Below are 26432 nucleotides of genomic sequence, written 5' to 3' on the forward strand. Positions count from 1 at the left end.
GCCAGAAGCGGAACTTCTACTTCAGAGACTCCGCGCCGGACACGATCTCCATCAGCTCCTTCGTGATGACCGCCTGGCGGGTGCGGTTGTACGTGAGCGACAGGCTAGCGATCATGTCCGAGGCGTTGCTCGTGGCGTTCTCCATGGCGCTCATGCGGGCGCCATGCTCGCTGGCGACGCTCTCCAGCAGGGAGCGGTACAGCTTGATGGCCACCGCCTGGGGCACCAGGCGATCCAACACCTCCTGGCGGCCGGGCTCGTACTTGAAGTCCACCAGGGCCGGGGTGGGAGCAGCCACCGGAGCGCTCTGACCGGCGAGGGCCGCCGTGGGGGCGCCCACCGAGAGCGTCTGCAGCGGCAGCAGCTGGGCCAGGGTGACCTTCTGGCTGATGGCGGAGAGGAACTCGTTGTAGACGACGTAGACGGCGTCCACCTCGCCCTTCAGGAAGCGGGCGCTCATCTCCTCGGCGACCTGCGAGGCGTGGGGGTAGTCCAGCCGCTGGAAGAGGAAGCCGAAGTCCTTGCGCATCTTCTGGCCACGCTGCCGGAAGAAGTCGTTGCCCTTGCGGCCCACGGTGGAGACCTCCACCTCCACGCCGCTGTTCTCGTACAGGAAGCGGCTGGCGCGCCGGATGACGTTGGAGTTGAAGCCGCCGGCGAGGCCGCGGTCCGAGGTGAGCAGCAGCAGTTCCACCTTGCGCACCGGACGGGCGGTGAGCAGCGGGTGCGCCAGCTCCTGGTCACCGGAACGGGTGGACAGGTCAGAGATGATCTGGTCCAGCATCTGCGCGTAGGGACGCGCGGCGATGATGGCGTCCTGTGCCTTGCGCAGCTTGGCGGCGGAGACCATCTTCATGGCCTTGGTGATCTGCCGCGTGTTCTTCACCGAGCGGATGCGCTTGCGGATATCGCGAAGGGACGCCATGGGGCCACCAACTCCTCTGGAAACGCGGGCCCGAGCGCCCCTCCAGGTGAGAGAGGGCAGGGCCTGGACGCGGCCCCCTATATAGGCGGTATGGCGGCCGGTCAACCGTGGCCTTCCAACAAGGGGGGCCTTGGGGCTGGAGCCGAGCATCCAGGCGGAGACGCACCACCCAGCCCCGGGGATGTCACCCCGGCGCCTCGGGCTTAGCCTTCGAGGGCAGGTTCCCTTTGTCAGCGGAGCTCTGAACCATGGCCCCCCTGCGTGGCCCGGTATTGATCGTGGAGGACGACCCGGACATCCGGGAGTCGCTCCAGCACTTCCTGGAAGCCCATGGCTACCCGGTCCGCGTCGCCAGCCATGGAAGGGAGGCCCTCGAGCACCTGGGACGCCGCCCCCAGCCGTCGATGGTGGTGTTGGACATGACCCTCCCCGTCTTGGACGGCCACCGAGTGCTCACCGCACGCAAGGGGGATGCCTCCCTGCGCGCCATTCCCGTGGTCATCCTCTCGGCGGCCATGGCGGGGATGGGCGCGAGGGACCGGGCCCTGTATGCCTCCAGCTACGGGGTGGCGGCCTTCCTGGGCAAGCCGGCGGACCCCCAACAGGTCCTGGAGGCAGTAGAGCGGCATGCGCTCAAGGGTGAGGACCCCCAAGCGGGTGTCCCCGTGTGAGCAGCAGGCGAGAGAGCACCTTCCATCTGGGAATGAAGGGACGAGAATGAGCCTCCCGGCGGTTTGGCCGGGGACCATGGGGAGAGGCGGCAAGAAGGCGCATCCCGCGCGCAGGTGGGTACTGGGGCTGCTGGCCATGGGGCTGGCCGCGGTCCTGGGCGTGTGGGTCGTTTCCTTCTATGTGGAGAAGCGCTACGCGGACCGGATCATCCCGCGCGCCGAGGCGCCCCAGGCCCCGGTGGCGCTGGTGTACGGGGCGGGACTGGCCCCCGGAGGCGTGCCCTCGCCCGTGCTGGCCCAGCGGCTGGACGCGGCCATCGCCCTATACCGGGCGGGCACGGTGGACTCGCTGCTGCTCAGCGGGGACAACTCGGACCCCTTCCACGACGAGACACGGGCCATGGCGCGCTACGTGCTGGAGCGGGGGGTGCCGTCCTCGGCGGTGGAGGAGGACGACGCGGGCCTGTCCACCTATGACAGCTCCGTCCGGGCCCACACCGTCTTCGGGGTGCGCGAGGCCGTGCTCGTCACCCAACGCTTCCACCTGACGCGAGCGCTCTACATCGCCAACTCGGTGGGCATCGACGCCTGGGGGGTGGCCGCCGACGAGGGCCGGCCCCGAACTCGCCGTTACGCCCTGCGCGAGACGTTCTCCCGGGTGCTCGCCCTGGGCATGGTGCTGGCCGAGGCGGAGCCCCGCTACCCCTCCGGCCGAACGCTGGCCGCGCCGCGCTGAGCCACCTGACAGGCAGGCGGCCCCGCTCTGTTGCGTGGAATCCAATGGGTTCGCACCGTTGGCTCGGAGCAGCCAACCCGGCGTGCTCGGAGGAAGCGCCATGCGATTCAAGAAACTCGGTTCCGAGGACGTGGGTGAGTCCGAATCCCTTCGCAACCGGGACCCCGTCACCGGCCAGGAGCACATCAACCTCACGGATCAGGAGCTGTCCGCCACCCCACCGCTGGAAGAGGACCCGGACTACCGGGACATCCTCCCGGATCAGATTCACGAGTTCCGGAGGGGAGACGAGGAGGAGCAGGAGGCGGAGCTCACCGCTCGGCCCCGGGAGCCGCTGCGGCCCATGCCGCCCAATGATCTGCCTGAAGGGTAGGCGAGGGCCTGCCCCTTGGAGATTCACCGACTGGCGCGGAGCCGCCCGCGATCCGGCACTGAGGCCACTCCCCTCTCGTTCGGAGAGGGGATGAGGGTGAGGGCGAACGACGACGCGGCTTAGCGACGACCGCGCGCAGCTACCTTCTTGGCCGGAGCCTTCTTCGCTGCTGCCTTCTTGGCCGGAGCCTTCTTCGCTGCTGCCTTCTTGGCCGGAGCTTTCTTCGCTGCCGACTTCTTGGCCGGAGCCTTCTTCGCTGCTGCCTTCTTGGCCGGAGCCTTCTTCGCTGCTGCCTTCTTGGCCGGAGCCTTCTTCGCTGCTGCCTTCTTGGCCGGAGCCTTCTTCGCTGCTGCCTTCTTGGCCGGAGCTTTCTTCGCTGCTGCCTTCTTCGCAGGAGCCTTCTTCGCTGCTGCCTTCTTCGCAGGAGCCTTCTTCACGGCTGCCTTCTTCGCAGGAGCCTTCGCACCAGCACCAGCGGTGGACGTAGTGCCGCCAGCCACCGTCATCGCGGCGACATTCGCCACGGCAGCGACCGTCTTCGCGGCCCCCTGTGCCACGGCTGCTGCCTTCTTCACGGTGCTCCGAACACGACTCTCGGGCTCGGCCTGCGCCTCGGGAGCCGCCTGCCGGAGCTGCACCACCCGGCGCTCAGCAGCCGCAACTACAGGCTTCCGCAGCTCCTCATCGGATACCTCTTCGGCCTCTTCCTCCTCCTCGCCCTCCTCCGCCACAGCCCGCTCTTCCTCGCCCTCCTCTTCGACCTCCTCCTCGCCCTCCTCTTCGGCCTCCTCCTCGGCCTCTTCTTCTTCCTCCTCCGCCGCCTCCTCAGCCCGCGCTTCCTTGCCCTCCTCTTCGACCTCCTCCTCCTCGCCCTCCTCCTCGGCCTCTTCTTCCTCCTCCTCCGCCTCAGCCACCGGCCGCTGGCCCTCGTCGTATTCCACCGACAAGTCGCTCAGCGCGCCCTGCACCGCCGAGAGGGCTCGTGCATAGGTCCTGTCACCGAACTCCTCTACCTCAGCGGGAGGCACCAGCACCTCGAGCATCGTCTGCAGCGAACGGTACAGCCGTAGCTCGCGCTTCTCCGTCTCCCAGGTGCCGTAGAGCCAGTCCTCCCCCGACAGCGACTCCGCCCATCCCGGCAGCGGGCTATCGGCCTGCTCCACCATCGCCGACTTGCGCGCGGCGAACAGCTGCCGGTGCGGCCCCTTCACCCCGATGCGCCACACTCCAGCTGCCGGCAGGCTCTCCAGCTTCAGCCGCGTCTTCTCCAGCACGCTGGGCACGCCCTCGGCACCATGCAGCGGGAACAGCGTCACGTCCCCCTGGAGCTCACCGCCGTCGAACGTCCGGTACAGCGAGGCGAGCTCCTCGGGGAAGGGCACCCCGCACTCGGTCTCCGCCCGCTGGACATCCTCGGGTCCCACTCCGGCTGCCGTCCGCTTCGCCGACTTCTGAAGTCCCTCCAGCCACTCGTACATATCCCCTCCGCGTCGAAGGGCCCCAACTTATGGCGCCCGGGGCCTGCTGCGCAGTGCGCCTCGTCGGATATTGTGCACAGCCGCGGTCCTCTCGGGCAGCCTTTCCGCATCCCGGAGCAGCTGATCCCGTATGGAGTCAACCAACGGGAGCACCCCTCCACATCCCTTCTGGAGCCCCATGACCCGCCTCCTCTTCCTGCTGCCCCTCGCCCTCTCCCTGATCGCCTGCGGCCCCAGCCACGAAGGCACTGTGACTTATTCAGTGCGCCTCAAGCCCAGCAGCGTGATCGGCGGCACCATCGCCGACAGCATCCGCGTGACCCCCGAAGACCCCCAGTGGACGGCCTTCCTGTCCCAGGCCCGCACCACCCTGGGCGAGGCCCCCTCCCGCTTCGAGGTCACCAGCGCGCGGATGCAACTGGATGTCACGGAGTCAAAAAACGTGGGCACGCTTCAGGAGGTGCTCACCGGCGACGTGACGGCCTTCCTGCGCGCCAGTGAGACCGGAGCCCAGGTGGACATCGCCACCCTCGAGGACCCCAAGGGCAGCGCCCAGCTCGATATGGACACCACCGGCAAGTCGCTGGAGTCCCTGGATGCGAACCTGGCCCGGAGCGACTTCCTCCTCGGGCTGCGCGGGAGTACTCCCCGCTCGTCCACCGGAGACTTCGAGGCCGACATCACCCTCACCCTGGACATCACCGCGCGCTGACCCCGACTCCGGGGCCCCCCCTCCCTGCCAGAGGGGCCTCGCTCGGCGGCCTGCCCTCCCCTGTCCTCCCCACCCCTCCCGAGCCCAGCTTCCCCGGAAAAGGCTCGAAAGGAGCAGGACACATGAGGCGCTCGTGGGGACGACGGTGGGCAATGCTCGGGGCGATGGTGGTAACCATGGGGGTGGGAGGCTTGCTGGCACACGCGCAAACCGGCGTGCCCGCGCAGCCCCAGTGGCCCCAGCCCCCCATGGGCCAGAAGCAACCGGAGTACAGGAAACACCCGCAGGCGTACCAGGCCGAGCAGATGGGCCGGCTGATGGTCGCGGACGGCGCACCGGCCTTCCTGGCGCAGCTCCACTCCATCAACGAGACGGAGATTGCCCTCGGGGAGCTCACCCTGCAGAAGTCCTCGACCCCTACCGTGAAGCAGTACGGCGAGCACATGGTGCGGGACCACAAGAAAGCCGACCAGCAGCTCCTGGACTTCGCCAAACAGCGCGGCATCCAGCTCCCCGCCAGGCTCCAGCCCACCAACGCCGTGCAGGTCCGGCTCAAGGACGCCAACGAAGCCACCAAGGCGAAGCTCTCGGTGTTGGATGCCCCGCTCTATGACCAGGAGTATCTGGCCTCGCAGGTCTCCGCCCATGACGAGGTCATCCAGATCGTGACGATCGGCCGGCAGCTGTACCCCGACCTGGCTCCCCTTCTGGACGGGCTGCTGCCCACGCTGCGCGAGCACCGGACCCAGGCCTACCAGCTCCTCGGCCAATCCCAACCCCAGGCGCAGGTCGGCCAGCAGCCTGAACAGCCTCAGCAGCGGCAGGCCCGCCCGCCCGCCGGGGAGCGCCGCTGAAGCACCCGGGCGCCCGCTTCCCCGGTTGAAGCGGGCGCCGCGCGCCATTACTCAGGGGGGCATGTCACATCCCGTGAGCTACGACGCAACGACGGAGACCTTCGACACGCTGGTCATGCAGCCAAAGGACGAGCTGGTGGTGGTGGACTTCTGGGGACCCGGCTGCCCGAACTGCGACATCTACGCGGCCGCCGAGCCCGCCCTGCTCTCCGAGCTCGAGGGCGCGCGCATGCGCGTGGTGAAGGTGAACGCCTACGAGCACGAGGAGTTGGCCCGGCGCTTCGGGCTGTACGGCATCCCCACCTTCCTGCTGTTCCGCGACGGCAAGCTGCTCGGAAAGATGAGCCAGTACTACGGGCGCGAGTACTGGCTCGGCGTCATCCGGGACCACCTGCCCAAAGCCTGACTAGCGGCGCAGCTCGGGGAATGGCGAGGTCGGCGAGCTGTAGCGCCCAGTCACCATCGACCAGCGCACGTTGCCGTGGATCCACGCCTTCATCCCCTCCACGTACGAGAGGACCCGCGGGTCCACCGGCCCCTGCTCCAGCAGCGCCTCCTCGCACGCGAGGAACGCGTCCGTGTCCGCGTTGATGACGCCAATGGCCTCGCCAATGGCTTCCTTCAGCCCCAGCTGCTGGTTGACCCGCAGCACGTGCACGAAGTTGTTCGGGTTGCGGTGCCAGAGGACCTCCTTCTCGAAGGAGAACAGGTCGTTGGTCAGCCCCACCACGCGCGCACACAAGTGCCGCATCCGCTGGACGAGCGGCTGCTGGAAGAGCTCTTCGGTCAGCTCCTGCCCCTCGCGGGCGAACTCCACCAAATCCAACGCCGTGTACATCGCCGAGTCCATGGCGCGCTGCTCGATATAGGGCTCGAGCTCGGGCACGGTGCCCGCGGCCCAGTGGCGCGCCGCCGGAAGCGTGCCCCGGTACAGGTAGTCCTCCACGTCCCGGGCGAAGCGCTCCAACCACGCCTCGCTCGCCAGGCGGCTCATGCGCTCGCGCAGGTGGTGGGTGAAGCGCTCGAGCGGCGTCGCCCGCGTGCGCAGCGGCCGTCCGCGCAGCACCTGGAGACAGGCCTCCACATACTCCTGGAGGTACTCCGGACATTGCCCCACCTCCTCCTGCTCGTCGGCCTGATCATCGAAGAGGAACAGCCACACGTGCCAATCGTTGCAGACCTCCAGCCGCTCCCGCGTCGCCTGGGGATAGGTGTAAGCCGTGAGCAGACCGAACTGGCTCGCATCGAAGCGCCTCACCGCCGGCTGCACCTTCGGCAGCAGCTTCACCGCCAGCACCCGCGCCCGCGTGGCGCGATCAATCGCTTTCGCGTGCAGGCTCGGCTCCGATTGCCAGGACGCGGGCATCCTCAGTGTCGAGAGGCTGGGTCCACGAAGGAAAGGCACCTCTTCCAAAGTGGCGAACGCGGCGGAACCGGACGGGAGGACGGAAAGCATCAGAACCTCGAGGCGGACGGGAACCCTGGAGAGCCAACTGCTCTCAGCCAGTAAGACTATAATATTAAATTTTTGCTGTAAAACACTCTTCCTGCTTCATCGTGGAAAACACGTATTCACGACCTGGCGAGGAGGACACCTCCCTCCAGGAGAACTCGGGAGTCGCACTCTGGACGCATTTGCTGTTCCCATCCACTCAATCACCGAGAAAACCAGAGTCCTGGCGCTCGGCGAGAAGCGCGGCAACCGGAAGAGAAGGGGCGGGTTGTCCGCTGTCAGGCACCGGAAGGATGGGGCCGCCACTCAGTCCAGAAGAATGCGGCAGCCGCCGTCCTCCGACTCCATGGCCGCCGAGAGGATGCGCTGCACTGTGGCCGCCTCCTCCACCGTGGCCAGCTCTGGCTCCACCTCTGGCGGACTCCTGAGTAACCCGAGAAACCGGCGCGCTGTCTCCACGTGGGCCTCCGCCCAGGGCTCGCGCTCGCCCGGCCTTGGCTCCAGTCCCGGCGCCAGGTCCCTCCACGCACCGGACTCGAAGCAGCGCACCGGCGAGACACACCAGCCCTCACGCACGGGGATGAAGCCACCGGAGAAACCCACCTCCCAGTCCTCGCCCAGCAGCGACCAGCCGCCATGCAGCCCCGGCTCCGGACAGGCCGCATGCGTCAGCACCAGCACCGCTCCATTGGAGAGCCCCACCTGCAACGCCGCTGTGTGCACTGGCCGGCCCGACAGCGAGGCCTTCACCCACGTGGGCGAAGCGCCCGTCAGCCACAGCGCCGCGTCCAGCAGGTGCGAGACGCCCCCGAAGTCCGCCGAGCGCCCCACGTAGGCCCCGGGCTCCAGCGCCTCCTTGGGGACGAAGTGGTTGCGCACGGTGATGACCAGGTGGTGCGCGCGGTGCTCCATCAGCCAGGCCCTCAGCACTCGCAGCGGCGGCAGCATCCGGTAGGGGAAGTTCACCGCACAGGGACGCTTCGCGCGCCGGACCTTCTCCACCAGGGCCTCGGCGTCCTCACGGGTGAGCGTCAGGGGCTTCTCGCAAAGCACCGCGCGTCCTGCCTCCAGCGCCGCCTCAACGTGCGCCCGGTGCAACGCATCCGGGCTCGCCACCACCACCGCATCCACCGCCGCGCACAGCTCCCGGACATCTGCCGTCGCCAGGGCAATGCCTTCTCTCGCTGCCACCTCGCGCGTGGGAGCCGCATGCTGACCGCACAGCGCCACCACCTCGGCTCCCGCCGCGCGGAAGGCGCCGACGTGCATCAGCCCCCACTTCGTTCCGATGACGCCAATCCGCATGTCCTATCCGCCGCAGCCAATCCGCTGCGTCCCGATGATGATGTCGTCGTACCAGAGCTCATCCTGCTCGCTGTGGTAGGTCTCGAAGCCGAACCACGCCCGCGCATACTGCGGCGACCAGGTCGTCAGGTTCTTGTTCCAGTTCGTCGTGTGCAGGCCCGCCACCTCACTCCCGTCGAACCACACGCGCAGCTCGTGCTGGGCTCCATTGAAGAACGCCTCCACGCAGTGCCACTTGCCCGCTTGGAGCTGGATGCCCTGCGAAGGCTGGCCCCACGGACCTGAGAGCACCTCGTACTCCGTCCCCGGATGGATGAGGTTCGCCTCGAGCACGTACTGGTGGAAGCCGATGCGCACCATGCGCTGGTTGTCCGCCGAGCCCCCTCCGAAATACGTGCTGTGCCCCTCGCCCATCCCGTTCTTCGAGCGCAGGAAGACCCTCGCGTAGAAGCTGTTGTGCTGCGGCGGGAAGGGCGCCGTGGTCGAGAACAACACCGAGCGGTAGCTGCCCTGTCCCGTGCCGTTGACGTACACCGACTTCGTGCCGGAGTGCGCCTGCGTGCCGTCGATGGCGATGCGGCCCTTCTGCTCGAAGACGCTGACTTCCCACTTCGCCGGGTCGGGCGCCCCACCTACGGTCGCCTGCTCGAAGTCGTCACAGAGCAGCACCCCGTTCGCTCCACACGCGGTCACCCCCGGCCCCGTGCCAGGTGAGCTGGAATCGGGCGCTCCCGGATCGCAACTCCAGGACACTCCGAGGACACAGCAGAGCCACAGCCAGGAGCCACGTCGTTGATTCACGGTCACCACGCCTTTGGGTCTGGAGGCCGCAGCGTAGCGCCTCGTGAGCCCGAGAGGACGCGGAGAGCAACCACGGGTGGGAATCCAGGGCCCGTGGCACCCTCACCCCGTCCCTCTCCCGGAGGGCGAGGGGACATGCGGACAGTGTGGGCTCTCTTTCACAGAGGCATCCTTCCCGCTGCGGCGTCCTCCCGCCGACGGTAGATTCCGCCCTCCGTTTCCCCCCTGAAGGAGTCGTCTTGAGAATCGCCGCACTCACCCTCGCCGCCGCCCTCGCCGCGGCCGGTTGCTCCCACTCCCCCATGCCGAATCCCGAGCCCTCCGCCTCCCAGGCTGCTGCCCGCAAGCCCCTCCCCGCCCCCGAAGGCTCCAAGCTCCTCTCCGGCACCCTCGAGACCTTCAACGCCGCCTGCGCCGCCGACCTGGAGCGCGCCCGCGCGCAGATTGCCTCCCTGAAGGCACTCAAGCCCTCCTCCGACGGCCGCGCCATCCTCGAGGCCTATGACGAGGCCACCGCCGCCCTCGGCGCCTCCCTCAACCGCTCCAGCCTCACCCGCGAGGTCCATCCCCAGGCCGCCTTCCGCGACGCCGCCCGCGCCTGCGAGCAGAAGGCCGATGCCCTCAATGTGGAGATCTCCCAGGACCGTAGCGTCTATGACGCCCTGTCCGCCGTGGACCTCTCTCAGGCCGACGCCGCCACCCGCTACTGGATGGAGCGCACCCTGCTCGAGTTCCGCCGCGCCGGCGTGGACCGCGACGACGCCACCCGCGCGAAGGTGAAGGCTCTCAACGAGGAGATCCTCAAGCTCGGCCAGACCTTCAACCAGAACATCGCCGAGGACGTGCGCAAGGTGGAGCTGGAGCCGAAGGAGCTCGCCGGCCTCCCCGAGGACTTCATCAAGGCCCATGCACCGGGCGCCAACGGCAAGGTGGTCCTCACCTCCAACTACCCCGACTACTTCCCCTTCATGACGTACGCCCGCGATGGCAAGGCGCGCGAGAAGGTGTGGCGCGCCTACCACCAGCGCGCGCATCCGAAGAACCTGCCGGTGCTCGAGCAGCTCATCGCCAAGCGCCACGAGTTGGCCACCCTCCTGGGCTACCCCACCTGGGCCGCGTTCGTCACCGAGACCAAGATGACGCGCACCCAGCAGGTGGCCTCCGAGTTCATCGACAAGGTCGCCGCCACCGCCGAGCAGCGCGCGAAGCAGGAGCACGCGGACCTGCTCGCCCGCAAGCAGAAGGATGACCCCAAGGCCACCACCCTGGAGCCCTGGGATCAGGACTACTACGAGGACCGGCTCAAGGCCGAGAAGCTCGGCTTCGACTCGCAGTCGCTGCGCGCCTATTTCGAGTACGGACGCGTGAAGAAGGGCGTGATGGATATCACCTCGCGCATGTGGGGCATCACCTACGTGCCGGTGAAGGACGCCGCCGTGTGGCACCCCGAGGTCGAGGCCTACGACGTCACCGAGAATGGCACGCTGCTGGGCCGCATCTTCCTGGACATGCACCCGCGTGAGGACAAGTACAAGCACGCGGCCCAGTTCGATCTCGTCGCGGGCCAGGCCGGCAAGCGCTACCCGGAGGGCTCACTGGTGTGCAACTTCCCGCGCCCCGGCGAGCTGATGACGCAGGACGAGGTGGAGACGTTCTTCCACGAGTTCGGCCACCTGCTGCACCACGTCTTCGCCGGCCGTCAGCAGTGGAAGGGCATTACCGGCATCTCCACCGAGTGGGACTTCGTGGAGACGCCCTCCATGCTGCTGCAGCAGTGGGCCTCCAACCCCACCATCCTCCAGGAGTTCGCCCGCCATCATCAGTCGGGTGAGGTCATCCCCGCCGCGCAGGTGGCGCAGCTCCGCGCCTCGAAGGAGTTCGGCAAGGGCCTGTGGACGCGCCGGCAGATGTTCCTGGCCGCGGTGTCGCTGGACTACTACTCGCGCACGCCGGGCTTCAACACCACCGAGGCCCTCAAGACGCAGCAGGAGAAGTACAGCCCGTTCCGCCACGAGTACCGCGACGGCACGCACTTCCAGCTCGCCTTCGGCCACCTGGAGGGGTACTCGGCCGCGTACTACACGTACGTCTGGTCACTGGTCATCGCCAAGGACCTGGAGACCGAGTTCCAGAAGCACGGCTACCTGGATACGGCCACCACCATGAAGTACCGCAAGACGGTGCTCGAGCCCGGTGGCTCCAAGCCTGCCGCCGAGCTCGTGAAGGACTTCCTCGGCCGGCCCTACGGCTTCGAGGCCTACCGCTCCTACCTCGACGCGAAGTAGGCGGCGACCGGGGCCCATCCCTCGTGGCAGGGGTGGGCCTCCCTTCGCGGCACTGGAAGCGCAATCCGGCAGGGGCTGCGACTCTCCTCCGCCTTCTGCTCCAGCCTACCTGTTGACGCGCAAGCTGGCTGATGGGCGCGTGAGCGAGCTGGTTGATGGGCATCACGCCGGTGGTGGTGTGCCACCGTAGGGGTGATGGGGAGGGGATGCTCGGGGGTTGCAGGGGGATGGGGGCCGACTCTCCGCAGTGGGGGGGATGGCATGGAGCCGCAGCGCCAGGCTCTCTGCGAAGAGGCGCCCCATTCGTCCCGGACGCCCAGGTGGGGCATGCTCGCGGGCCATGAGGACTGTCCCCGCCTCGCTACACCTCACCCTCGCATTGAGCGTCCTCCTGCTGCAAGCCGCCTGCGCTACCTCGCAAGGGCACGCGCCGCACGGCGACCCTCGTGCGCCCCACCTTCCCGCCAGCGCCTCGCCACACGCTACCGGCTCCGAGAGCGCGCCATGGCCGACGCTGGACTCCTCCACCCATTCAGGGGCACGGCTTGCCGATCAAGCGCCCTCGCCCCAAGCGTCCCCCGCCCTCCGCACCGACGCCTTGCCGGATGGACGCTGGAGGCTCATCATCCCTCCCCGTTCGCCCAACCCCGAGCTGGAGGTACTGAGCCTCGCGGAGGTGCGCCCCTTCCTCACGGCCTTCCACTCCCTCGGCCTCGAGCCTCGCGCCCGGTTGCACCTGTTGGAGTCGCCCGAGGCGGACCGTACTGGCCAGGGGCCCGCCTCCTCCTGGGAGCGGCGCATGCGCGAGGAGTTCATCTCCCAATTCGGCCCGCCTCTGCTGCCGCTGCCTGAGTCCCTGGCGACAAGCCGCCTCTTCCTCGCCCTCCAGCTCTCCACCCGCTACATGGCCGAGGGCATCCGCGAGGCCGCCATCGAGCTCTTCACCTCCCCGGCCTTCGTCCTCAGCGTCTGCCTCTCCATCATCGTCTACTTCTCCGCCTGGCTGGCGCCCGAGCCATTGTTCTCCAAGGCGCTCGCCGCGGCACTCACCGTGCGACTCTCCCTCGCCGTGGGAGTGGTGGAGGTGGGCCAGTTGGCCCTCGCCTGCCTGCGTCTGTACGAGGAGAGCGAAGCCGCCTCCACGCCCCACCAGTTGGAGGCTGCCTCCGCGCGCTTCGGCAAGTCCATGGGCGGCACCTACCTGCGCGTGCTGGTGACGGTGGGCACCTTGGGCGTGGCCCGCTTCATTCCCCAGGTGCCCGAGGGTGGCATCTGGCGGCTGTTGCCCTCGCTGACGCCCGAGGGGCTCACCCTGGCGCAGTCCATCTCCACCGTTCAGGTGGTGGCGGACGGATCCCTCCTCGTCTCCGGTGTGGCCGCGGGCACCGCCGCCTGCTCCGGCCTCGCCCTGTGCACGACGAATTCCTCGGGCAGTGCATCCAGCGGCACCCAGCAGCTCTCCACCCGCTACGGCAAGCCGCACACCCAGCAGAATCCGCCCCACAACGAGGCCATCGAGAAGGAGCTCGCCGCCCGAGAAGCAGCGGGTCATGGCGATCTGCGGAAGAACAAGCCCCAGGTGAGTGATCGAGACAGACGCGTCTTCGACACGAAGCCAGTCAAGGGCGTGCGCTTCCGGAAGCCAGACGTTTCCTCATTGCGGCCGGATGGCGTGCGGCACAATATCAACTATGTCTCCAACCCTCGAGACATGCAGCGAGAGCTCGACGCCTTCGATTCGATGATACGGGCGGATTCGGCAGCCATCCACGAGCTGTACCTGCTCAACGGAAAGCTGCTCAAGAGATATGTCCCGCCCGGTGTGAAGTACCCATAGGTTCGAATCCAGGAGAAGCCATGGCGCGAGATATGGATATAGAGCAATGGCGGGACGAACTGGTGACGGCCTGCAAGTTCGGGGAGGAGTCCCGAGCCCGGGCCCTGGTACGACAGCCCGGACCTCGCAAGGCCCGAGCCTTGTTGGAGGCCATGCTGGAGGAGCCGGCTCCCCTCGTCCGTCAGGCCGCGGTCTTCGGCCTGGGTGAGCTGGGCGGCAACGCCAGCGCCAGACGGCTGGAGCAGCAGCTCGCCCTCGAAGAGGCGCGGCGGAGTCATGACGGAGAGTCCGTCGCGGAAACCATCACCCAAGCGCTTGGACACATCGAGGCGACGCGCGCACGGGACGTCCTCGTCCGCCGGCTGGAGCGCTTGACCGCCAGTGAAGCAGGACGCTCGGACATGACTACCGTGGCCTGTGCGCTCTGGCGCAGGCGTCACCCGCACCTGCTTCCGGCCGTCCGTGAGGCCGTCGCGCGGCTCGCCCCTACCCAACCGACTCCCTTGCATGGATTGCTCGTGCTTCTGGAGAAGCCGCCAGGAGAACTCGGCACCTGGGCCCGAGACCTATCGGTGCCCGTGGAGCAGAAGGCAGAGGTGCTCGCGATCCTCACGGAAGAAGTACCCGAAACACTGTGGGCCACCCTTCCCTCCTTCATTGCCACGGCCCGAGCCCTGGCCGATACGGCCGCGAGCCAGAAAGGGGCCGCCACGTACTACTGCGAAGACCTCTTCGCTCTGTTGCTGTTACACCCCCAGCATCTCCTCCCCAGTCTCCCGGAAGAGGCCCGCTCCCAGTTGCGCGAGGTGGCCCGCAAGTGCGTGGCGGCCAGTTCATCACCTAACTGTTCCCTCCGAGCCGCCGTCCTGCTCGAGCACGTGGGGCGTCCCGAGGACGCGCCACTCATCGAGGCCCACCGGCCGGCGGAGCCCGTACTGGCCAAGGTCTTCGATGACGCCGCACAGGCGCTGCACCGCCTCCAGGAGTCATGAGACATCCAGCGGCATCTCCCTATCTGCACTGAGGCTTGCCGTTCGGGGTGCTGCAGACCGTCTCCTGGGGACACTCCATCTGCGTCAGCCACCTTTCGCCACGGCAGACGATGATCCGATCCGGGATCTCCGCATTGCACTGGAGGTCGTTTTCCTGCGAGGGGATGCAGGGGTCGCCGACACTGGCCGCCGCGCACTTGACCGTCGAGCCAGAGGGAGTGCAGGCCTTGCACTCCTGTGCGGACCAGAGTGAGGCCCTGCACACCAGCAGCTGATCGACACGAGTGGAGTCGCATCGGGCCTTCCCCTCGGAGGTGCACGTATCACCCTGCCGGGGCGGGCCACATTCGACCTGGCCATTCTTCAACCCACAGTTGTTGCACGCCTCCGCCACCCATCGCCCCCCGCGACACTCCAGCTTCCGGTTACCGTCGGAGGCATCACATTGGCTCTTGCCCGAGGCGCTACACGGCTCACCTGCCAGAGGCACTCCACACGTCACGTTGTCGGCGTCCTTCGGCGTGCAGGAGTTGCATGGCAGCGTCGCCCAGACGCCGCTGCGACAGACCATCGCCCTGTCGCTCGAGGACGCCATGCATTGCTCGCGACCCTCGGTGGTGCAGGGATCGCCAACCCGCTCGGCCCCACATGACACCGAGCCACCCCCATTCATCGAGCAAGCATTGCATACCTGCGACACCCAGGTTCCGGTCCTGCACATGAGCGCCTTATCGGGCTGGGCGGCATCACACTGCCCCTGCCCTTCCAGGAGACTCGGACAGGCCTCGCCGGCCCGAGAGCGCGCGAGATCACAGCTGGCCGCATCCCCTTCTTCGGTGCATCCACCCGGACCCGTACAGAAGTAGGCACGGTAGGTGCCTCCTTCGCAGAAGATCGCATTCGTCCCATTGATGCAGTGGGACCTGTTCTCCTTGCCGCATGGGTCACCCGGAATCGGTGTGAAGCACGATGCCAGGAACAGGCAAAAACCGGCGACGAGCCCCCATCGTTTCCACATATGACGCCCCCCCGCACCCGCCATTACACCGCCAAAGTTATCCAGTGGGACAGAATTGGGATCCCCGCCCTTGAGGGCGATGGACTCTGAGACTGGAGCACGCCGCGCTCACGGCCAAGGGGCCCCACGTGCCTTTGAGCACGCCGGGCCGATGCGCGCGGCTCAGCCTCCGGCGACCCTCGTGAACAGGGCCATGAGGCTCGCCACCACGGCGGAGCCACTCTTGGACTCGGAGGAGCAGATGCTGCCACCCGCCAGAGGGCTGCTGATGACACCTCTGCCCTCGTCAAAGGCGTCGAAGCGCCCGGCGTCGAAATCCAGTGATGCGCAGGCGGGCAGCTTCGGCTGGCTCAGGTGTCCCGGGTTGATGCACACCGTCGCGAACAGGGCCGGCTCCGGTCTCTCGCCCGCGCCCGGCTTTGCATAGGTGGATGCCCACTCCCAGAGGGGATCATCTCCGAAGGATCCGGGGTCCAAGGGCAGTGTATGGACCACGGCCTCGAATCGGCCGGCATCCACATGAATGGTCAAGGGGCCATTGACCCGAGTGAACCGCCCCTCGGCCTTGGCCGCCCTGCGCCAGAGGCTGATGTCGACCGTGGGAATGATGCCTCTGGCGAGTCCGGCGATCTCCCCTCGCGCCACCAGCCGAGGCTCGTGCCCTTCGCGAGCGGGCTCGAAAGAGAGTGAGAAGCTCTCGAGCGCGGGCCGGGGAACCTTCACGAGGGGTTGGGACTTTCGCGCTTCAAGGGGAGCCGGCGTCTTGACCTTCTTTCCATTGGGAGGGGGCTTGGGCTCGGGCAGGTCGATGAGTAACCGGTAGGAGAATTCGAAGTCCTTCTCCTCCTTGGCCTCGGGATAGTCGAGCCGGGGGTTCTCCGGGATGCTGGTCGCGCTACAGCCGATCAGCCAAGACAGCGCCTCGTTCATGTTCGCGGAACCCCACAACAGCTCGACCCGCAGATCCTGATAGCCCTTCTTGACCTTGGCCTCCCCTGCGTCCTCCTCGTCGATGACGAGTCGCACCTTGTGGCCGGACTGGAGGAGCTGCTCGACGGCCCAGTCCTTGTCGAGCATGAACTGGAGGCGCGAGCCCATGGCCGGGTCAGGCACGGGGTTGAACTTCACATCCAGCGGGATGTCGAACTCGATGAGGCCTGGGGGCATCGTCTCGCTCGGCGCATGGGGGTATTGCGGCGTGAGGCGGTAACCGACCGAGCCCTTTCCAAAGAGCCGGTGCCGCAACACGTCGAGCTCCGGATGCCCCTCCGGGTTGTCCGCCTTCGCCGCCTTGAACTGGAAGTTGCCATCCTTGTCGATGTGCATCCGCCCAGGGATCGCCACCTCATTGTAGTCAGGAGGGTTGTAGTAATGGATGAGCCAGACGAGGTTCGCGGGAATGACCTTTTCCGTCGTGCCCTTGTAGTTGCCCGTCACCACGATGGGCTTCTTGAGCCGATCGACGGTGATGACACCGGGATCCAAGGGACTCGTGGGCCGGTTGAGCGTGAGCTCCGTGATGGGCGAGGCCACCAGGCGAATGGTTCCAGCGAACCCCAACTCCATCCGTAGCGGGGCCCGCTGGGGCTTGCTGTCCTTGTCTTCTGTCATGAGAAGCCTCCCTGCTCAGTGGCTCTCGACCGGAGCGGTGTAATCGAGGTGGAGCGATTCCATGGGTGCACCCAGAAGCTTTCCGTCGGCCCCTCCCGAGACCAGCTCGAAGTGGTAGCTCTCCCCCGGCCTGGTGGGGAACTCCGCCTCGAAGAGGCCCTCGAGCTCCATCCCCGTGTAGCTGATACGGGCACCGGTCACGAAGCCCTGGGTGGGACGCTGTTTCTTCCGTTTCGAGCCCACGGGGGGGAGTTGCTCGCTCACGACGGTGTAGCGGAGCTTCGGACAGGGAGCGCGAGTCGGGCAGCAGTAGACCCGAGCACGGAGCGTCACCTTTCCTGGCTGCGCCTCCGCCATCAACGGTCCAAGGAGCCGGGGAATGGTATTGCCCTCCCAGGACACCGGCTCGATACCGATGCGCTCCCCATCGAACAGAGCATCGCCATTGGTGATGTACGCCTTGATGGACAACTTCTCCTTGTTGCCATGGACGATGGTGTCCGGCTTGTTGGAGGAGAGCGGGAGCGTCCACACGAGCCCGGCGGCGCTCGGCTTCACCAGCTGTTCCGTGCCGTCGACGGAGATGGCTGGCTTTGCGTTGCTCCAGTCCTCCCTGCGGCCCCGGAGCGGAACCTGGATGGAGAGGGACTGTCCTGCGACGCTCAGACGTACACCTTCGAAGCCTGGCAATGCGAGCGTCTTGAAGACGCCCTCGACCTCGGCCTTCAGGCTTTCGGCGACGGTGGAGCCTTGTGGAGTCGGGACGGGCGTACGGGAGGGTCCCTCGTAATGCTCGACCTGATAGCAGTTGGGCGCGACGAAGGAGGCCTTGAGCCAGACCCGCTCGTTCGGCGCGGGCGTGGCCTGCCGCAAGAGCTCCGCGAAGATGTCGCGCGGATCGAACTCGAAGCGAAGCCATCCGGAGGTATCGAGCGGTGGCGGCTTCACGGAGAGCACCAGGACCTCCAAGCCCTCCGGGCCGGCCTCTCCGGGAAGGGGGAGCTTCTTGAAGACGAGGCTCTCCGGCAGGAAGGAGCCCTCTTCCCGTCCATCCTTCCGATACCTGAGCAGCGCGGCATGTGCCTGGAGCGTGCCCTTGTTCTTCTTCCATTTCTCGCAGTGCACACCCACCGTGAGCCCGTCCGCGCTCAGCGCCTGGATGAACACCTTGAAATTGACGCCGCTTCGCAGGGCCTCGAGCTGATCCGCGAGGTGCCTGCTCAGCTTGAACGCACCGCCGCCTGCGGCCTTGCGGTACTGGCTCCACGTGTAATGGGCCGAGACCCGTGCGTCCTTGGCCTTCGCTGACTTGAGGCCCGTCAGGAAGTCTCCCTCGCGATTGAAGGCCCCATCATCCGGAGGCACTCGGGTCGCATACACATTGTTGCAGCAACTCGCCTCCTGCCACACGAGCGGCAAGGGGCGTCTCGTGGCGGTGAACTTGAGCTGGATGACCTTCTTCTTCTTCCGCCCCACCTCCAACTCCACCTCCTGAGCCTCGATGGAGGTGTCGAACGCCCCGGCCTGCTGCTCGGCACACTGGAGGAGGGCGCCGAGCTTCGCGGGTCCTCGGGCCTCCAGCATCGCGGTATGCCCGTCCTCGGAGAGCTCAATCACCCGAAGGACGACCCTGCAAGCCTTACGGAAGCGCTCGACCGCCTTGCAGAGCTCCACGCTCACCCGCTGCGCGCCCTCGGAGACACCGAGATAATCGCTCAGCGTGTAGTGAGCGGTGACGTTCTTCTCGCCCTTCTTGAGGCCCTCGATGTAGCCGGCCGTATCGGCGTCCAGGAGCCACTTCTCCGCCTGGGGAAACTCCTTGTCGGCAGGGTGGGGAACCTTCGTGAACGCGTAGGTAAGGTAGCCCCCGAGCGCCTCCGGACAGCTCTCGATGAAGTGGAGCTCCGCGCTGTACAGGCCGGTCCTGGCATCCTTCTTGGGCTCGAAGGTCCGCGCGAGCCTGGGCGGAAGGACGTGAAGGCTGACGGGCGGCTCGATGCCACCTTGCGGCTGCGGGCTCTCGCCCTCGTGGCCCTTGACCTTGAGCGTCCACTGTCCCCAGAACCAGGGAGCAACCCGCGAAGAGAAGACGCCGTCGGCGTAGCTGCCCGTCGCGAGCTCGAGGACACGAGGCGTACCAGGAGGCCCTGCATCGAGCCGCTCGGCCACCAGCGTCACCGGCCCGGAGCCCCAGTCCCGCCGGAGGGAGACCACGCTCAGGGACTCGCCCACGCGCCGAGGCCGCGTCTCATGAGGGAACCAGCCCCAGAAAAGGGGGCCTTCCTTTCCTTCTTCGCTCAGGTCCGGCTTGAACTCCGTGACGAGGCTGCAGAGGTCCCCCTTCTGCATCAGCTTGAGCAGCCACAGGAAGGTGACCGGATGGACGTTGAGCACCTCGCCGCTGCCATTATTCACGGGCAGCATGCCCTTGCTCTCGTCGAAGAGAGACAGCTCCTTGCCGTCGGTGCCCAGGATGGGAATCTCGACCGGGGCGTTGGGCTTCTTCGTCGTCCTCAGGTCGACCCCGTACCAGGAGGACGGCCTGACCGCCTCGACTGCCTTGTCGACGCCTCCTGGAGGGGTGTCCATCAGGTCGTGCTCACAGAGCCTGCGGACGAGCGTGTCCAGCCCCGCGGGACTCCATTCGCTGGCATGCTTGAGCACGAGCCCCCGCCAGCGAGCATCGATGAAGGCCTGAGCCAGACTCGTGTCCACCGGCCCGCCCGAGGCTCCGGAATCCAGGTGGAAATGGGGGCAGTCGATCTCGACAGCGACCGCGCTCGCCGGGACCTGGAGGTTGAGCTCAATTTTGTCCTTCGCGAGGTCCGCTTCCGTCAACTCCACGCTCGCCCGGGCGATGACAGGGCCACCGTTCAAATTCGGGATGCTCTCGCCACGATAAATGAGACCCAGTCTGTAGGGGGCGGGGTTTTTGCTGGATGAAGTGACACGGTACTGCGTGTTATCGATCTCGAGGGTGACGGTGTAAAGTTGCGTAGCGAGGCGCTTCAACTCTTGTTCGTTTCTGGTCTCGAACTCGGGCCTGACGAGTTTCTGCCCCATCGGCTGGTGAGCAAACTTCGAGAGCTCACTCATGAATCGGCTCATCGCACTGCGGAACCCGTCGTAATTCCTTTCCTTTATCGCGGGCAGAACATACTGAAAGAGCTTCCTATCATCCCCCATGGGAAGCTTTTCCAGCAGCAGGCTCTTGACCTCATCGGCTTCTAGCAGATTGTCCTGTTTCTGCGCCCCGACTTCGGACACTTGGGGAAGGTCCAGCTTGAAGTGGTTGTGGGCCAGGTCCCACACCTTCTTGATCGCACTCTCCCTGGCCGCAGGTGCCAGGAACTCCCAGTGAAGCCAACCCGCCTGCTCGTGCGTCTCCGATTGAGGGCGGAGGAAGCCCAGCATCTCGCCATGCTCTACGGGCAGGAACGGACCCGAGAAGGTCACGACTGCACCGGACCCAAGGGCCTCGTAGGCCTGCACCATATCACCCTGCGGAACCTTGACGTAGCCCAGGTAGCGGTTGCCATCGCGAAGCTTTCGCTCCTGCGTCAGCAGGAAGTCTGCGGGATCTTCGTAAATCGTGCACTTGTTCTTGTCGATGTCTATCTTGTTCGTAGCCCAGGAGAGCCGACCAATAGGGCCACTTTTGGAGTCGAGATTCACCACCGCGCCGTGACGAAACAAAAAGAATCGGCGGAGCCAGGGAATGTCCTGGTAGGGGTCATCCGGGTCCGTCGGCCAGCCTGTCGGCATCATATGCATGTACAGGCTATAGAAGGGCACAGGCTTCGAGATGGGCTTCTTCGCTCCATCGCTGACATCACCCTTGATGGTCTCCACGACCTCGTGCCGCACGAGTACAAACCCGTTGTGGTTGTTGAGAAACTCGCGAACTGGCTTATCCGCACCATTTTTCGAGAGTCGCGCCGCCACGATATAGCCTGGCGCACTGCTCTTGACCCAATGGGTTTCGGGAATTGGGAGTGGCAGGTGAACGCCCCCGTGCAGCGATTGATTCGAGCCGAGGGGGTAGAATCCAGAGCCAGCTGCCTCCGCTTGCGTGTAATATTGGATCGGGCTGGTCAGGATGTAGGGCTTTTCCTGAAAGGGGAAGCAGAGATTGTTGATGACGTTCTTGGTGACGACCACCCGAGGGTCAAGCAAAGTCGGTGTGGTTTTGTGGATGAAGTATCCACCCACTTTCTCATTCAAGAGGTCGTCCAGCCACAAGATCTTCGCCGCAGGGTTGTGCGTGTTCCTCTCGAACAGCTTGCTTGCTCGCAGGAGATAGAGATAACCGCGCGTACATGCCCATGAGCCATTGGCAATCGCAACGAGTGCATTCTGCCCCTCTTGCAATTTCGACAAGAGCAGATGGTCGTCCTCATTCCCATGACCCACCGGGGTACACATGGGCCCCTTACTGGTCTTGGGCGGGGAGGGGTCAGCGATAAGCAGCCAGAGCTTGAGGCTGCCGTCCCGGTCGGGCATCTCGCAGTAACCGCAGACGAGGATGATATGTCCACCGTATGAGGTGGACATGCCCGTGTAGAGAATGCACGGGTTGTTGTCCTCGAGCGACTTCAGGATGGGACTCAAATGCTGCCGTTGCTTGTCCAGCGAGAAGCGGATCTCCTCTGCGTCTCGGAGGCGCCCGTCACGATTTGAAACATTGTCCGGGAGAATGCATGTTTGCTCCAGCCTTACGGACTGGAATGCATCCCGGAGTTGTCCTTCGAAAGCATAACGACCGTCCGGTAGAATGAATGCAATATCTCCTCTCGGATAGCGCAGGTTCATCTGACCTTGGCCGTCGCTGCCTCGCCAGTGGGTGATGTAATCGTCACTGGAGTGCACCTGGCCGGCGACGAGTCGGTGGTAGTTCCACAGCATCGAGGCCGAGGTGCGCCCGCACCAGTTGTCCACACCTGCGCGCGGGTTGAACTGGCCAAGGAGCGGAACCCGGATGAAGTGATACCGGGTTGCATGCGCGAGGATCCCGGGCGGTATTTCGTAACCATCGATAGGGTAGAGGCGGGATGACTGGAGAACAGCCGTTGGCTCAAGCTGATACTCTTCGCGCTTGATGAAGGGATAGTTGTTGTCAGCCATAGGCGTTCACGTGACTCAGCGCAGGCGGTAGAGTTTCCTGAGTGTCGTCCTAACGTTCGCTGTCTTCAGTTTGTACTGAAGGCGCCCCTTGTGGACCGTGATGCTGCCAAGTTCCTCTCCGGTACTCCATAGGAAGTCCGGGTGACCCCGACACTCCGCAACCACCTTGAGTTCATTCTCATAAATCCCTTCACCTTGATATAGCTTCCGGAGTTGGCGGCTTTGCAAGGGCTCAGAATAGGGATTGCGCACGGGTACTGATGTCTGGCTCGTCTCCAATTTGACGAGACGAAGGAAGTCGATGACGTAAACGGAATCCTGGTAACGGGTCGTCGCTACGCCTCCCGCGCCACCTGCTTCGGAGAATCCCTGAGGATTCCACCAAACTCCCTGAACAAAGGCGGCAATACCACTCGTGAAAACAGGTTTGGAGATGTCCGCGGACGCAGCCCACTCCTCTTCGTAGAACGCGGCCTGGTCCATGTCGAGCCACCCCAGGGGAACATCCGCCTCGTCAACGAGGAGAATGTTCCCGTTGTTCTTCTGTTGGAGATAGTCCGCAGCTTGTGTGGCCTTCAGCCTCTTCCATCTCTCTCGGTGGGTCCCGGTCTTCTCTCCGTAGGTGTGGGCCAGCAGGACCTTCCAGGGGCCCTGCCGGGGATCAATCACACGCAGGGCGGAGTCGGCCCGACCGGGCCAGGCAGTGAGCACCTGGGGCCTCAGAATGAATGCCAGCCCGGGGCTGTAACGGGTCGGCTTGAGCTTCTCGGTACCCTCGGCCGTCTTCCCCCATGTCAACCCGCCCACGAGCACTCCCCGGCTGTCGAGTTTCACCACCGCGGCATCCACACAGTCGAGAACCTCCCGGGGCTGTCCCTCGGTGGCCTCCTGGAGCTTGCGAACGGAGGCGTCCTGAGCCTCCGCCTCGCTGGCTGCCAGGAACGCCTCCACCTGCGGTTGGAGCTCCGCGGGTAGCCTGGTGACACACTCCAGCGCCTTGGTCCGGCGCTGCGCGAGGACGTTGTTGTAGGCCTTGGCCTTGAGCTTGCGCAGCTTCCTGGCCAGTGCCTTGTTGTCCTTGCGAATCTCCGCGGCGTACCAGTCATGGAGCGCCTGGGCGACCGTGGGCACGGCGAGCGTGACGGGTGCCACCTCGGGAGCCAAGGGCACCGGTGCCGGGCCCGCATATCTGGCGCTGTAGTTCTTCTGGATGAGATCCACGGCGGAGACGCCGCCACTTCCGGAGACCGCTTTCGTGGCCTCTTCCGCACGCTGCTCGGACGAGGGCATCTCCGCTCCGAACAAGGGCTCGGGCGCGTAGCCCTCCCTTCCTCCGCATTGGAGCTTCAGCCAGTCCCCCTCCAGCTTCTCGGTGATTCGGCATTCCGTTCCGCTCTGGAGCGTCTCCAAGCACTCCGCCTGCAACGAGGGCTCCTTGCACAGGTTGACGGAAGCACCGCGCACATAGACGCGTTGCCCCGCGGCGGGTTCGGCGGCCGCCGCGGCAAGCAGGAGGGTGAGCAGAAGCGTTTGCATCTTCGATGGCCCTGATGAACTGCCGGAAGTTGATGCAACGATCCCACGCACCTTCGACGACTGTCCAGGTGATGCGCCCCCGTGGATTCCTTCGGAAAAGCTCCAGTAACTCCTCGAGGCAGCCCTCCTCGGACGCACCTGGCCGATTCCGCCCCCACTCTCCTCGTGAACCTGACCGACCTGAAAATCCACGGCCGGTCAATGGAGCGAGTTACTCCGGCATGTCCGCTCCCTGCTCGACGTGGGCGAGGTGCTGGCACCGTCCAACATGCAGCCGCTCCTGAGCGCTCCTGGGATGGGACGGAAGGTGCTCACGGGCGGGCGATGACGATCGTCCCCAGATCCATTTTCACTTCCTCCTGGACGACCACGGAGCGCCGCACCGGCACGGAGCCGGGCACCACCTCCGGCGCGGACAGCTCGAGCGTCAGGGGCCCCGTACACCGGATGAGCCATGAGAAGCGGCCCTCGGACTGGGCCCTCTGCGAACCGTTGAGCGTGTAGGAGTTCACGGGCGCGCCATCCTCCTGGACAAGCCGCCCGTAGACGAAGGCCCTCTTCACGAGGACGACACGCACCTCCCGAGCCTCCGGTGTCAGCGGGAACAACTCCTGCTTCTCGTCCTCCGAACAAGAGAGCGCGTACAGGTCCTTCCTCACCTTCAGAACCAGGGACTCTCCCGAGACGCGCTGGAACTGGAAGCGGCCATCGGGGCCCGTCTTCATCCCCCCCGCGGGCATCCCGCATCGCAGGAGCGAGGCGTGCAGGGTGGAGAGGACCTCGACGTTGACACCCTCCAATGGCTGGCCCCGCGCATCCACCACCACGCCGGAGAGCGCACGGCCACCCTCTCCCAGACGCACCTGCACCTCAGCTCCTCGCTTGTCCACCTCCACGCGCTGGATGACCGTCTCGGCAATGCCTCTCATGAAGAACTCGGCGGCAAGCCGGTAGCGGCCCTCGGAGGGAGCTTTGAGCGAGAAGCGTCCATCCGAGCCCGATTGAGCGGAACCAAGCTGGTGCCTCGAGTCGTGAGGCGCCTCGGCCCAGATGGACACCTCGACATAGGGCAGGGGCATGCCCGTTTCATCCACGACCTGGCCTCGAACCCTGGGCAGGCGCTCGACGCGAACAAGCACATCCCCCGGGGCGGTGACCTCCACGCGGGACTGCTCCTGGATGCTCCCGCCAGGCAGTTGGAGGTGGTAGGGCCCGGGATGGGACAGGTCGAACGAGAACCGCCCTCCCTCCTTGGACATCGTGCTGAAGGCTTCCTCCAGATCTGGCGAGGTCAGGTTCACCGTTTCACCCGGAACGGGCTCTCCCTCGGCATCCACCAGAACACCCTCGAGAAGCGTCGCGCGCGGGAGGACGAAGTCCGCATGGCCCGTCCCCTTGAGCACCTCCAGCGTTTGCCGCTCCGAGGTGAGATGGCCCTCGGCATCGACTGCAAGCTGGTAGATGCCGGGCTCCAAGGCGTCCAGCACGTAGCGGCCCTCCGCATCCGTCTCCGCCGAGGTGGAGTACGTGAAGAACTCCCCCTCCTGTTGCTCCACCGTCACCTCCGCATTCAGAATGGGCCGACCCGCCTCGTCCCGCACAATTCCTCGCAGCTCGATGGCAGGCGTCAGCTCCACGAGCAACTCCGTGCGCTCACCGAGGAGCTTGGAGTCGGAACCTTCCGGCGCCTTGAAGTCGACGTCGAGCGCGGCCTTCAGCCCCTCGTGCACGACTGTAAGGCCATACGTGTCCTGGGGAGGGAGGCCCTCGAAGGAGAAGCGTCCGCTCGCATCCGTGAGCGCCTTCCGCTCGATGAAGTCCCAATAGGAGTGGGTACGCACCTGTACCCCCGCCATGGGCTCGCCCCCATGCACGACCGTGCCCGACATGCGCCGCGCGCGGAAGAGTTGGGGGCGCAGGTTCATCTCGGCTGGATAGCCCAGGAACCCCGAGCGCAGGGGCAATAGACCCTCCCGGGAGACGACCAGGCTGTACTCACCGCGAGGCAGCGTGCCCAACGTGAAGTGTCCCGTATCGTCGGAGACCGCCTCGAAGAAGCGGCTGTGAGCCTTGTAGATGGCGGTGACGAGCGCCCCCGCGACCGGCTTCTCGTCATCTCCGCTCACGACTCCCGACACCCGCACGCCCGGCCCGAGCACCAGCTCCACCCCTTCCTCGCCCGCCATCACGTCCAGCAGCAGCGCGGTGCCCTCGGGGCTCTCCACCCAGAGGGCATGGCGGCCTGCCTTCAGCCCCTCCAGGGAAAAGGAGCCATCCGCGGCGGACGTGGCCCGCGCGAGCACTGGCGCCTCGCCGGAGCGCTGCGCCACGAGCTCGAGCAACGGAGCGGAACTGGCACACTCGGAGATGGATTTCATGGGGGAGTCGGGGCAGGGCAGCTCCGAGAGCGACTCTCCCTCCACCGTGGCCGAGGCGAGCACCCGCGCTCCCGCCACGGGTCCCTGCGCGCCCTTCACGGTTCCCCGGATGTGCAAGGTCGTTTCGCCGGCGGAAGGCTCGGCAAGCAACAGCGTCTGGAACATCCGGGCCATGGGCCCCCGAGAACCGGACGCGCCTTCCGCGGCCGGCAGAGATGCAGCGTCCGGAGCACGCAACATGGCCAACCCCATCCCCAGGGCCAGCACCGCGAGCAGCCCTCCTCGCATCCACCAGCGTCTCATCGCGCCACCTCCACGGGCCCGGCGTAGCGCACCATTGTAA

At 66.0% G+C, this 26432-nt stretch carries 18 protein-coding genes; 9 read left to right on the plus strand and 9 right to left on the minus strand.

Annotated elements, in window-relative coordinates:
- Positions 1-16 precede the first annotated feature (16 nt).
- Positions 17-925, minus strand: coding sequence for an ATP synthase F1 subunit gamma (gene atpG / locus OV287_RS49390; RefSeq protein ID WP_267541054.1), 909 nt, complete (start codon positions 923-925; stop codon positions 17-19).
- Positions 926-1173: 248 nt separating this feature from the next.
- On the opposite strand from atpG, the gene OV287_RS49395 reads away from it, so the two are divergent.
- The 3 genes from OV287_RS49395 (at position 1174) to OV287_RS49405 (ending at position 2705) form a co-directional block, all read left to right on the plus strand.
- Positions 1174-1596 carry a response regulator gene (locus OV287_RS49395; protein WP_267541055.1) on the plus strand — a complete coding sequence of 141 codons (423 nt, stop codon included), beginning with the start codon at positions 1174-1176 and terminating at the stop codon, positions 1594-1596.
- 46 nt (positions 1597-1642) lie between these two features.
- On the plus strand, positions 1643-2332 hold the full coding sequence (locus tag OV287_RS49400; RefSeq protein ID WP_267541056.1) for a SanA/YdcF family protein: 690 nt from the start codon (positions 1643-1645) through the stop codon (positions 2330-2332).
- Between the two features lie 100 nt (positions 2333-2432).
- Positions 2433-2705, plus strand: a complete 273-nt coding sequence (locus tag OV287_RS49405; RefSeq protein WP_267541057.1) for a hypothetical protein — start codon at positions 2433-2435, stop codon at positions 2703-2705.
- Between the two features lie 119 nt (positions 2706-2824).
- Here OV287_RS49405 and OV287_RS49410 read toward each other — a convergent pair whose 3' ends face one another.
- The gene (locus OV287_RS49410) at positions 2825-4183 is read right to left on the minus strand and encodes an SMI1/KNR4 family protein (RefSeq protein WP_267541058.1); all 1359 of its coding nucleotides are present in this window, start codon (positions 4181-4183) and stop codon (positions 2825-2827) included.
- A 178-nt stretch (positions 4184-4361) separates the two neighbouring features.
- Between OV287_RS49410 and OV287_RS49415 the strand changes: the two genes are divergently transcribed.
- The 3 genes from OV287_RS49415 to OV287_RS49425 all read left to right on the plus strand — a co-directional run bounded on the left by OV287_RS49415 (position 4362) and on the right by OV287_RS49425 (position 6155).
- Entirely contained in the window at positions 4362-4895 is a 534-nt protein-coding gene (locus OV287_RS49415) for a hypothetical protein (RefSeq protein WP_267541059.1), read from the plus strand.
- A gap of 122 nt (positions 4896-5017) precedes the next feature.
- Complete coding sequence (locus OV287_RS49420) at positions 5018-5749, plus strand: DUF4142 domain-containing protein (protein WP_267541060.1); 732 nt, start codon at positions 5018-5020, stop codon at positions 5747-5749.
- Positions 5750-5810: 61 nt separating this feature from the next.
- Complete coding sequence (locus OV287_RS49425) at positions 5811-6155, plus strand: thioredoxin family protein (protein ID WP_267541061.1); 345 nt, start codon at positions 5811-5813, stop codon at positions 6153-6155.
- Here the strand turns inward: OV287_RS49425 and OV287_RS49430 are convergent, their stop codons facing one another.
- The 3 genes from OV287_RS49430 to OV287_RS49440 all read right to left on the minus strand — a co-directional run bounded on the left by OV287_RS49430 (position 6156) and on the right by OV287_RS49440 (position 9176).
- Positions 6156-7115, minus strand: a complete 960-nt coding sequence (locus OV287_RS49430) for a terpene synthase family protein (protein ID WP_267541062.1) — start codon at positions 7113-7115, stop codon at positions 6156-6158.
- A gap of 393 nt (positions 7116-7508) precedes the next feature.
- The gene (locus tag OV287_RS49435; RefSeq protein ID WP_267541063.1) at positions 7509-8507 is read right to left on the minus strand and encodes a Gfo/Idh/MocA family protein; all 999 of its coding nucleotides are present in this window, start codon (positions 8505-8507) and stop codon (positions 7509-7511) included.
- A 3-nt stretch (positions 8508-8510) separates the two neighbouring features.
- Positions 8511-9176, minus strand: coding sequence for a hypothetical protein (locus tag OV287_RS49440; protein WP_267541064.1), 666 nt, complete (start codon positions 9174-9176; stop codon positions 8511-8513).
- Between the two features lie 434 nt (positions 9177-9610).
- On the opposite strand from OV287_RS49440, the gene OV287_RS49445 reads away from it, so the two are divergent.
- The 3 genes from OV287_RS49445 (at position 9611) to OV287_RS49455 (ending at position 14422) form a co-directional block, all read left to right on the plus strand.
- Positions 9611-11593 (plus strand): M3 family metallopeptidase, encoded by a 1983-nt coding sequence (locus OV287_RS49445; protein WP_373371940.1) that lies wholly within the window; start codon positions 9611-9613, stop codon positions 11591-11593.
- A 598-nt stretch (positions 11594-12191) separates the two neighbouring features.
- Positions 12192-13430, plus strand: a complete 1239-nt coding sequence (locus tag OV287_RS49450; protein WP_267541066.1) for a hypothetical protein — start codon at positions 12192-12194, stop codon at positions 13428-13430.
- A 20-nt stretch (positions 13431-13450) separates the two neighbouring features.
- Positions 13451-14422 (plus strand): HEAT repeat domain-containing protein, encoded by a 972-nt coding sequence (locus OV287_RS49455; protein ID WP_267541067.1) that lies wholly within the window; start codon positions 13451-13453, stop codon positions 14420-14422.
- A gap of 1180 nt (positions 14423-15602) precedes the next feature.
- Here OV287_RS49455 and OV287_RS49460 read toward each other — a convergent pair.
- The 4 genes from OV287_RS49460 to OV287_RS49475 all read right to left on the minus strand — a co-directional run bounded on the left by OV287_RS49460 (position 15603) and on the right by OV287_RS49475 (position 26392).
- On the minus strand, positions 15603-17051 hold the full coding sequence (locus OV287_RS49460) for a hypothetical protein (protein ID WP_267541068.1): 1449 nt from the start codon (positions 17049-17051) through the stop codon (positions 15603-15605).
- 15 nt (positions 17052-17066) lie between these two features.
- Entirely contained in the window at positions 17067-20903 is a 3837-nt protein-coding gene (locus OV287_RS49465) for a hypothetical protein (protein WP_267541069.1), read from the minus strand.
- 1287 nt (positions 20904-22190) lie between these two features.
- Positions 22191-23585 carry a hypothetical protein gene (locus tag OV287_RS49470; protein WP_267541070.1) on the minus strand — a complete coding sequence of 465 codons (1395 nt, stop codon included), beginning with the start codon at positions 23583-23585 and terminating at the stop codon, positions 22191-22193.
- Positions 23586-24022: 437 nt separating this feature from the next.
- Positions 24023-26392, minus strand: coding sequence for a carboxypeptidase-like regulatory domain-containing protein (locus tag OV287_RS49475; RefSeq protein WP_267541071.1), 2370 nt, complete (start codon positions 26390-26392; stop codon positions 24023-24025).
- Between the last annotated feature and the right edge of the window lie 40 nt (positions 26393-26432).

The sequence above is a fragment of the Archangium lansingense genome, assembly GCF_026626635.1.
Taxonomy (GTDB): Bacteria; Myxococcota; Myxococcia; order Myxococcales; family Myxococcaceae; genus Archangium; species Archangium lansingense.

What these genes read in the sequence shown, in the direction of transcription:
- atpG (WP_267541054.1), bottom strand. Translation starts at nt 925, where the DNA reads ATGGCGTCCCTTCGCGATATCCGCAAGCGCATCCGCTCGGTGAAGAAC.
- OV287_RS49395 (WP_267541055.1), top strand. Translation starts at nt 1,174, where the DNA reads ATGGCCCCCCTGCGTGGCCCGGTATTGATCGTGGAGGACGACCCGGAC.
- OV287_RS49400 (WP_267541056.1), top strand. Translation starts at nt 1,643, where the DNA reads ATGAGCCTCCCGGCGGTTTGGCCGGGGACCATGGGGAGAGGCGGCAAG.
- OV287_RS49405 (WP_267541057.1), top strand. Translation starts at nt 2,433, where the DNA reads ATGCGATTCAAGAAACTCGGTTCCGAGGACGTGGGTGAGTCCGAATCC.
- OV287_RS49410 (WP_267541058.1), bottom strand. Translation starts at nt 4,183, where the DNA reads ATGTACGAGTGGCTGGAGGGACTTCAGAAGTCGGCGAAGCGGACGGCA.
- OV287_RS49415 (WP_267541059.1), top strand. Translation starts at nt 4,362, where the DNA reads ATGACCCGCCTCCTCTTCCTGCTGCCCCTCGCCCTCTCCCTGATCGCC.
- OV287_RS49420 (WP_267541060.1), top strand. Translation starts at nt 5,018, where the DNA reads ATGAGGCGCTCGTGGGGACGACGGTGGGCAATGCTCGGGGCGATGGTG.
- OV287_RS49425 (WP_267541061.1), top strand. Translation starts at nt 5,811, where the DNA reads ATGTCACATCCCGTGAGCTACGACGCAACGACGGAGACCTTCGACACG.
- OV287_RS49430 (WP_267541062.1), bottom strand. Translation starts at nt 7,115, where the DNA reads ATGCCCGCGTCCTGGCAATCGGAGCCGAGCCTGCACGCGAAAGCGATT.
- OV287_RS49435 (WP_267541063.1), bottom strand. Translation starts at nt 8,507, where the DNA reads ATGCGGATTGGCGTCATCGGAACGAAGTGGGGGCTGATGCACGTCGGC.
- OV287_RS49445 (WP_373371940.1), top strand. Translation starts at nt 9,611, where the DNA reads ATGCCGAATCCCGAGCCCTCCGCCTCCCAGGCTGCTGCCCGCAAGCCC.
- OV287_RS49455 (WP_267541067.1), top strand. Translation starts at nt 13,451, where the DNA reads ATGGCGCGAGATATGGATATAGAGCAATGGCGGGACGAACTGGTGACG.
- OV287_RS49460 (WP_267541068.1), bottom strand. Translation starts at nt 17,051, where the DNA reads ATGACAGAAGACAAGGACAGCAAGCCCCAGCGGGCCCCGCTACGGATG.
- OV287_RS49475 (WP_267541071.1), bottom strand. Translation starts at nt 26,392, where the DNA reads ATGAGACGCTGGTGGATGCGAGGAGGGCTGCTCGCGGTGCTGGCCCTG.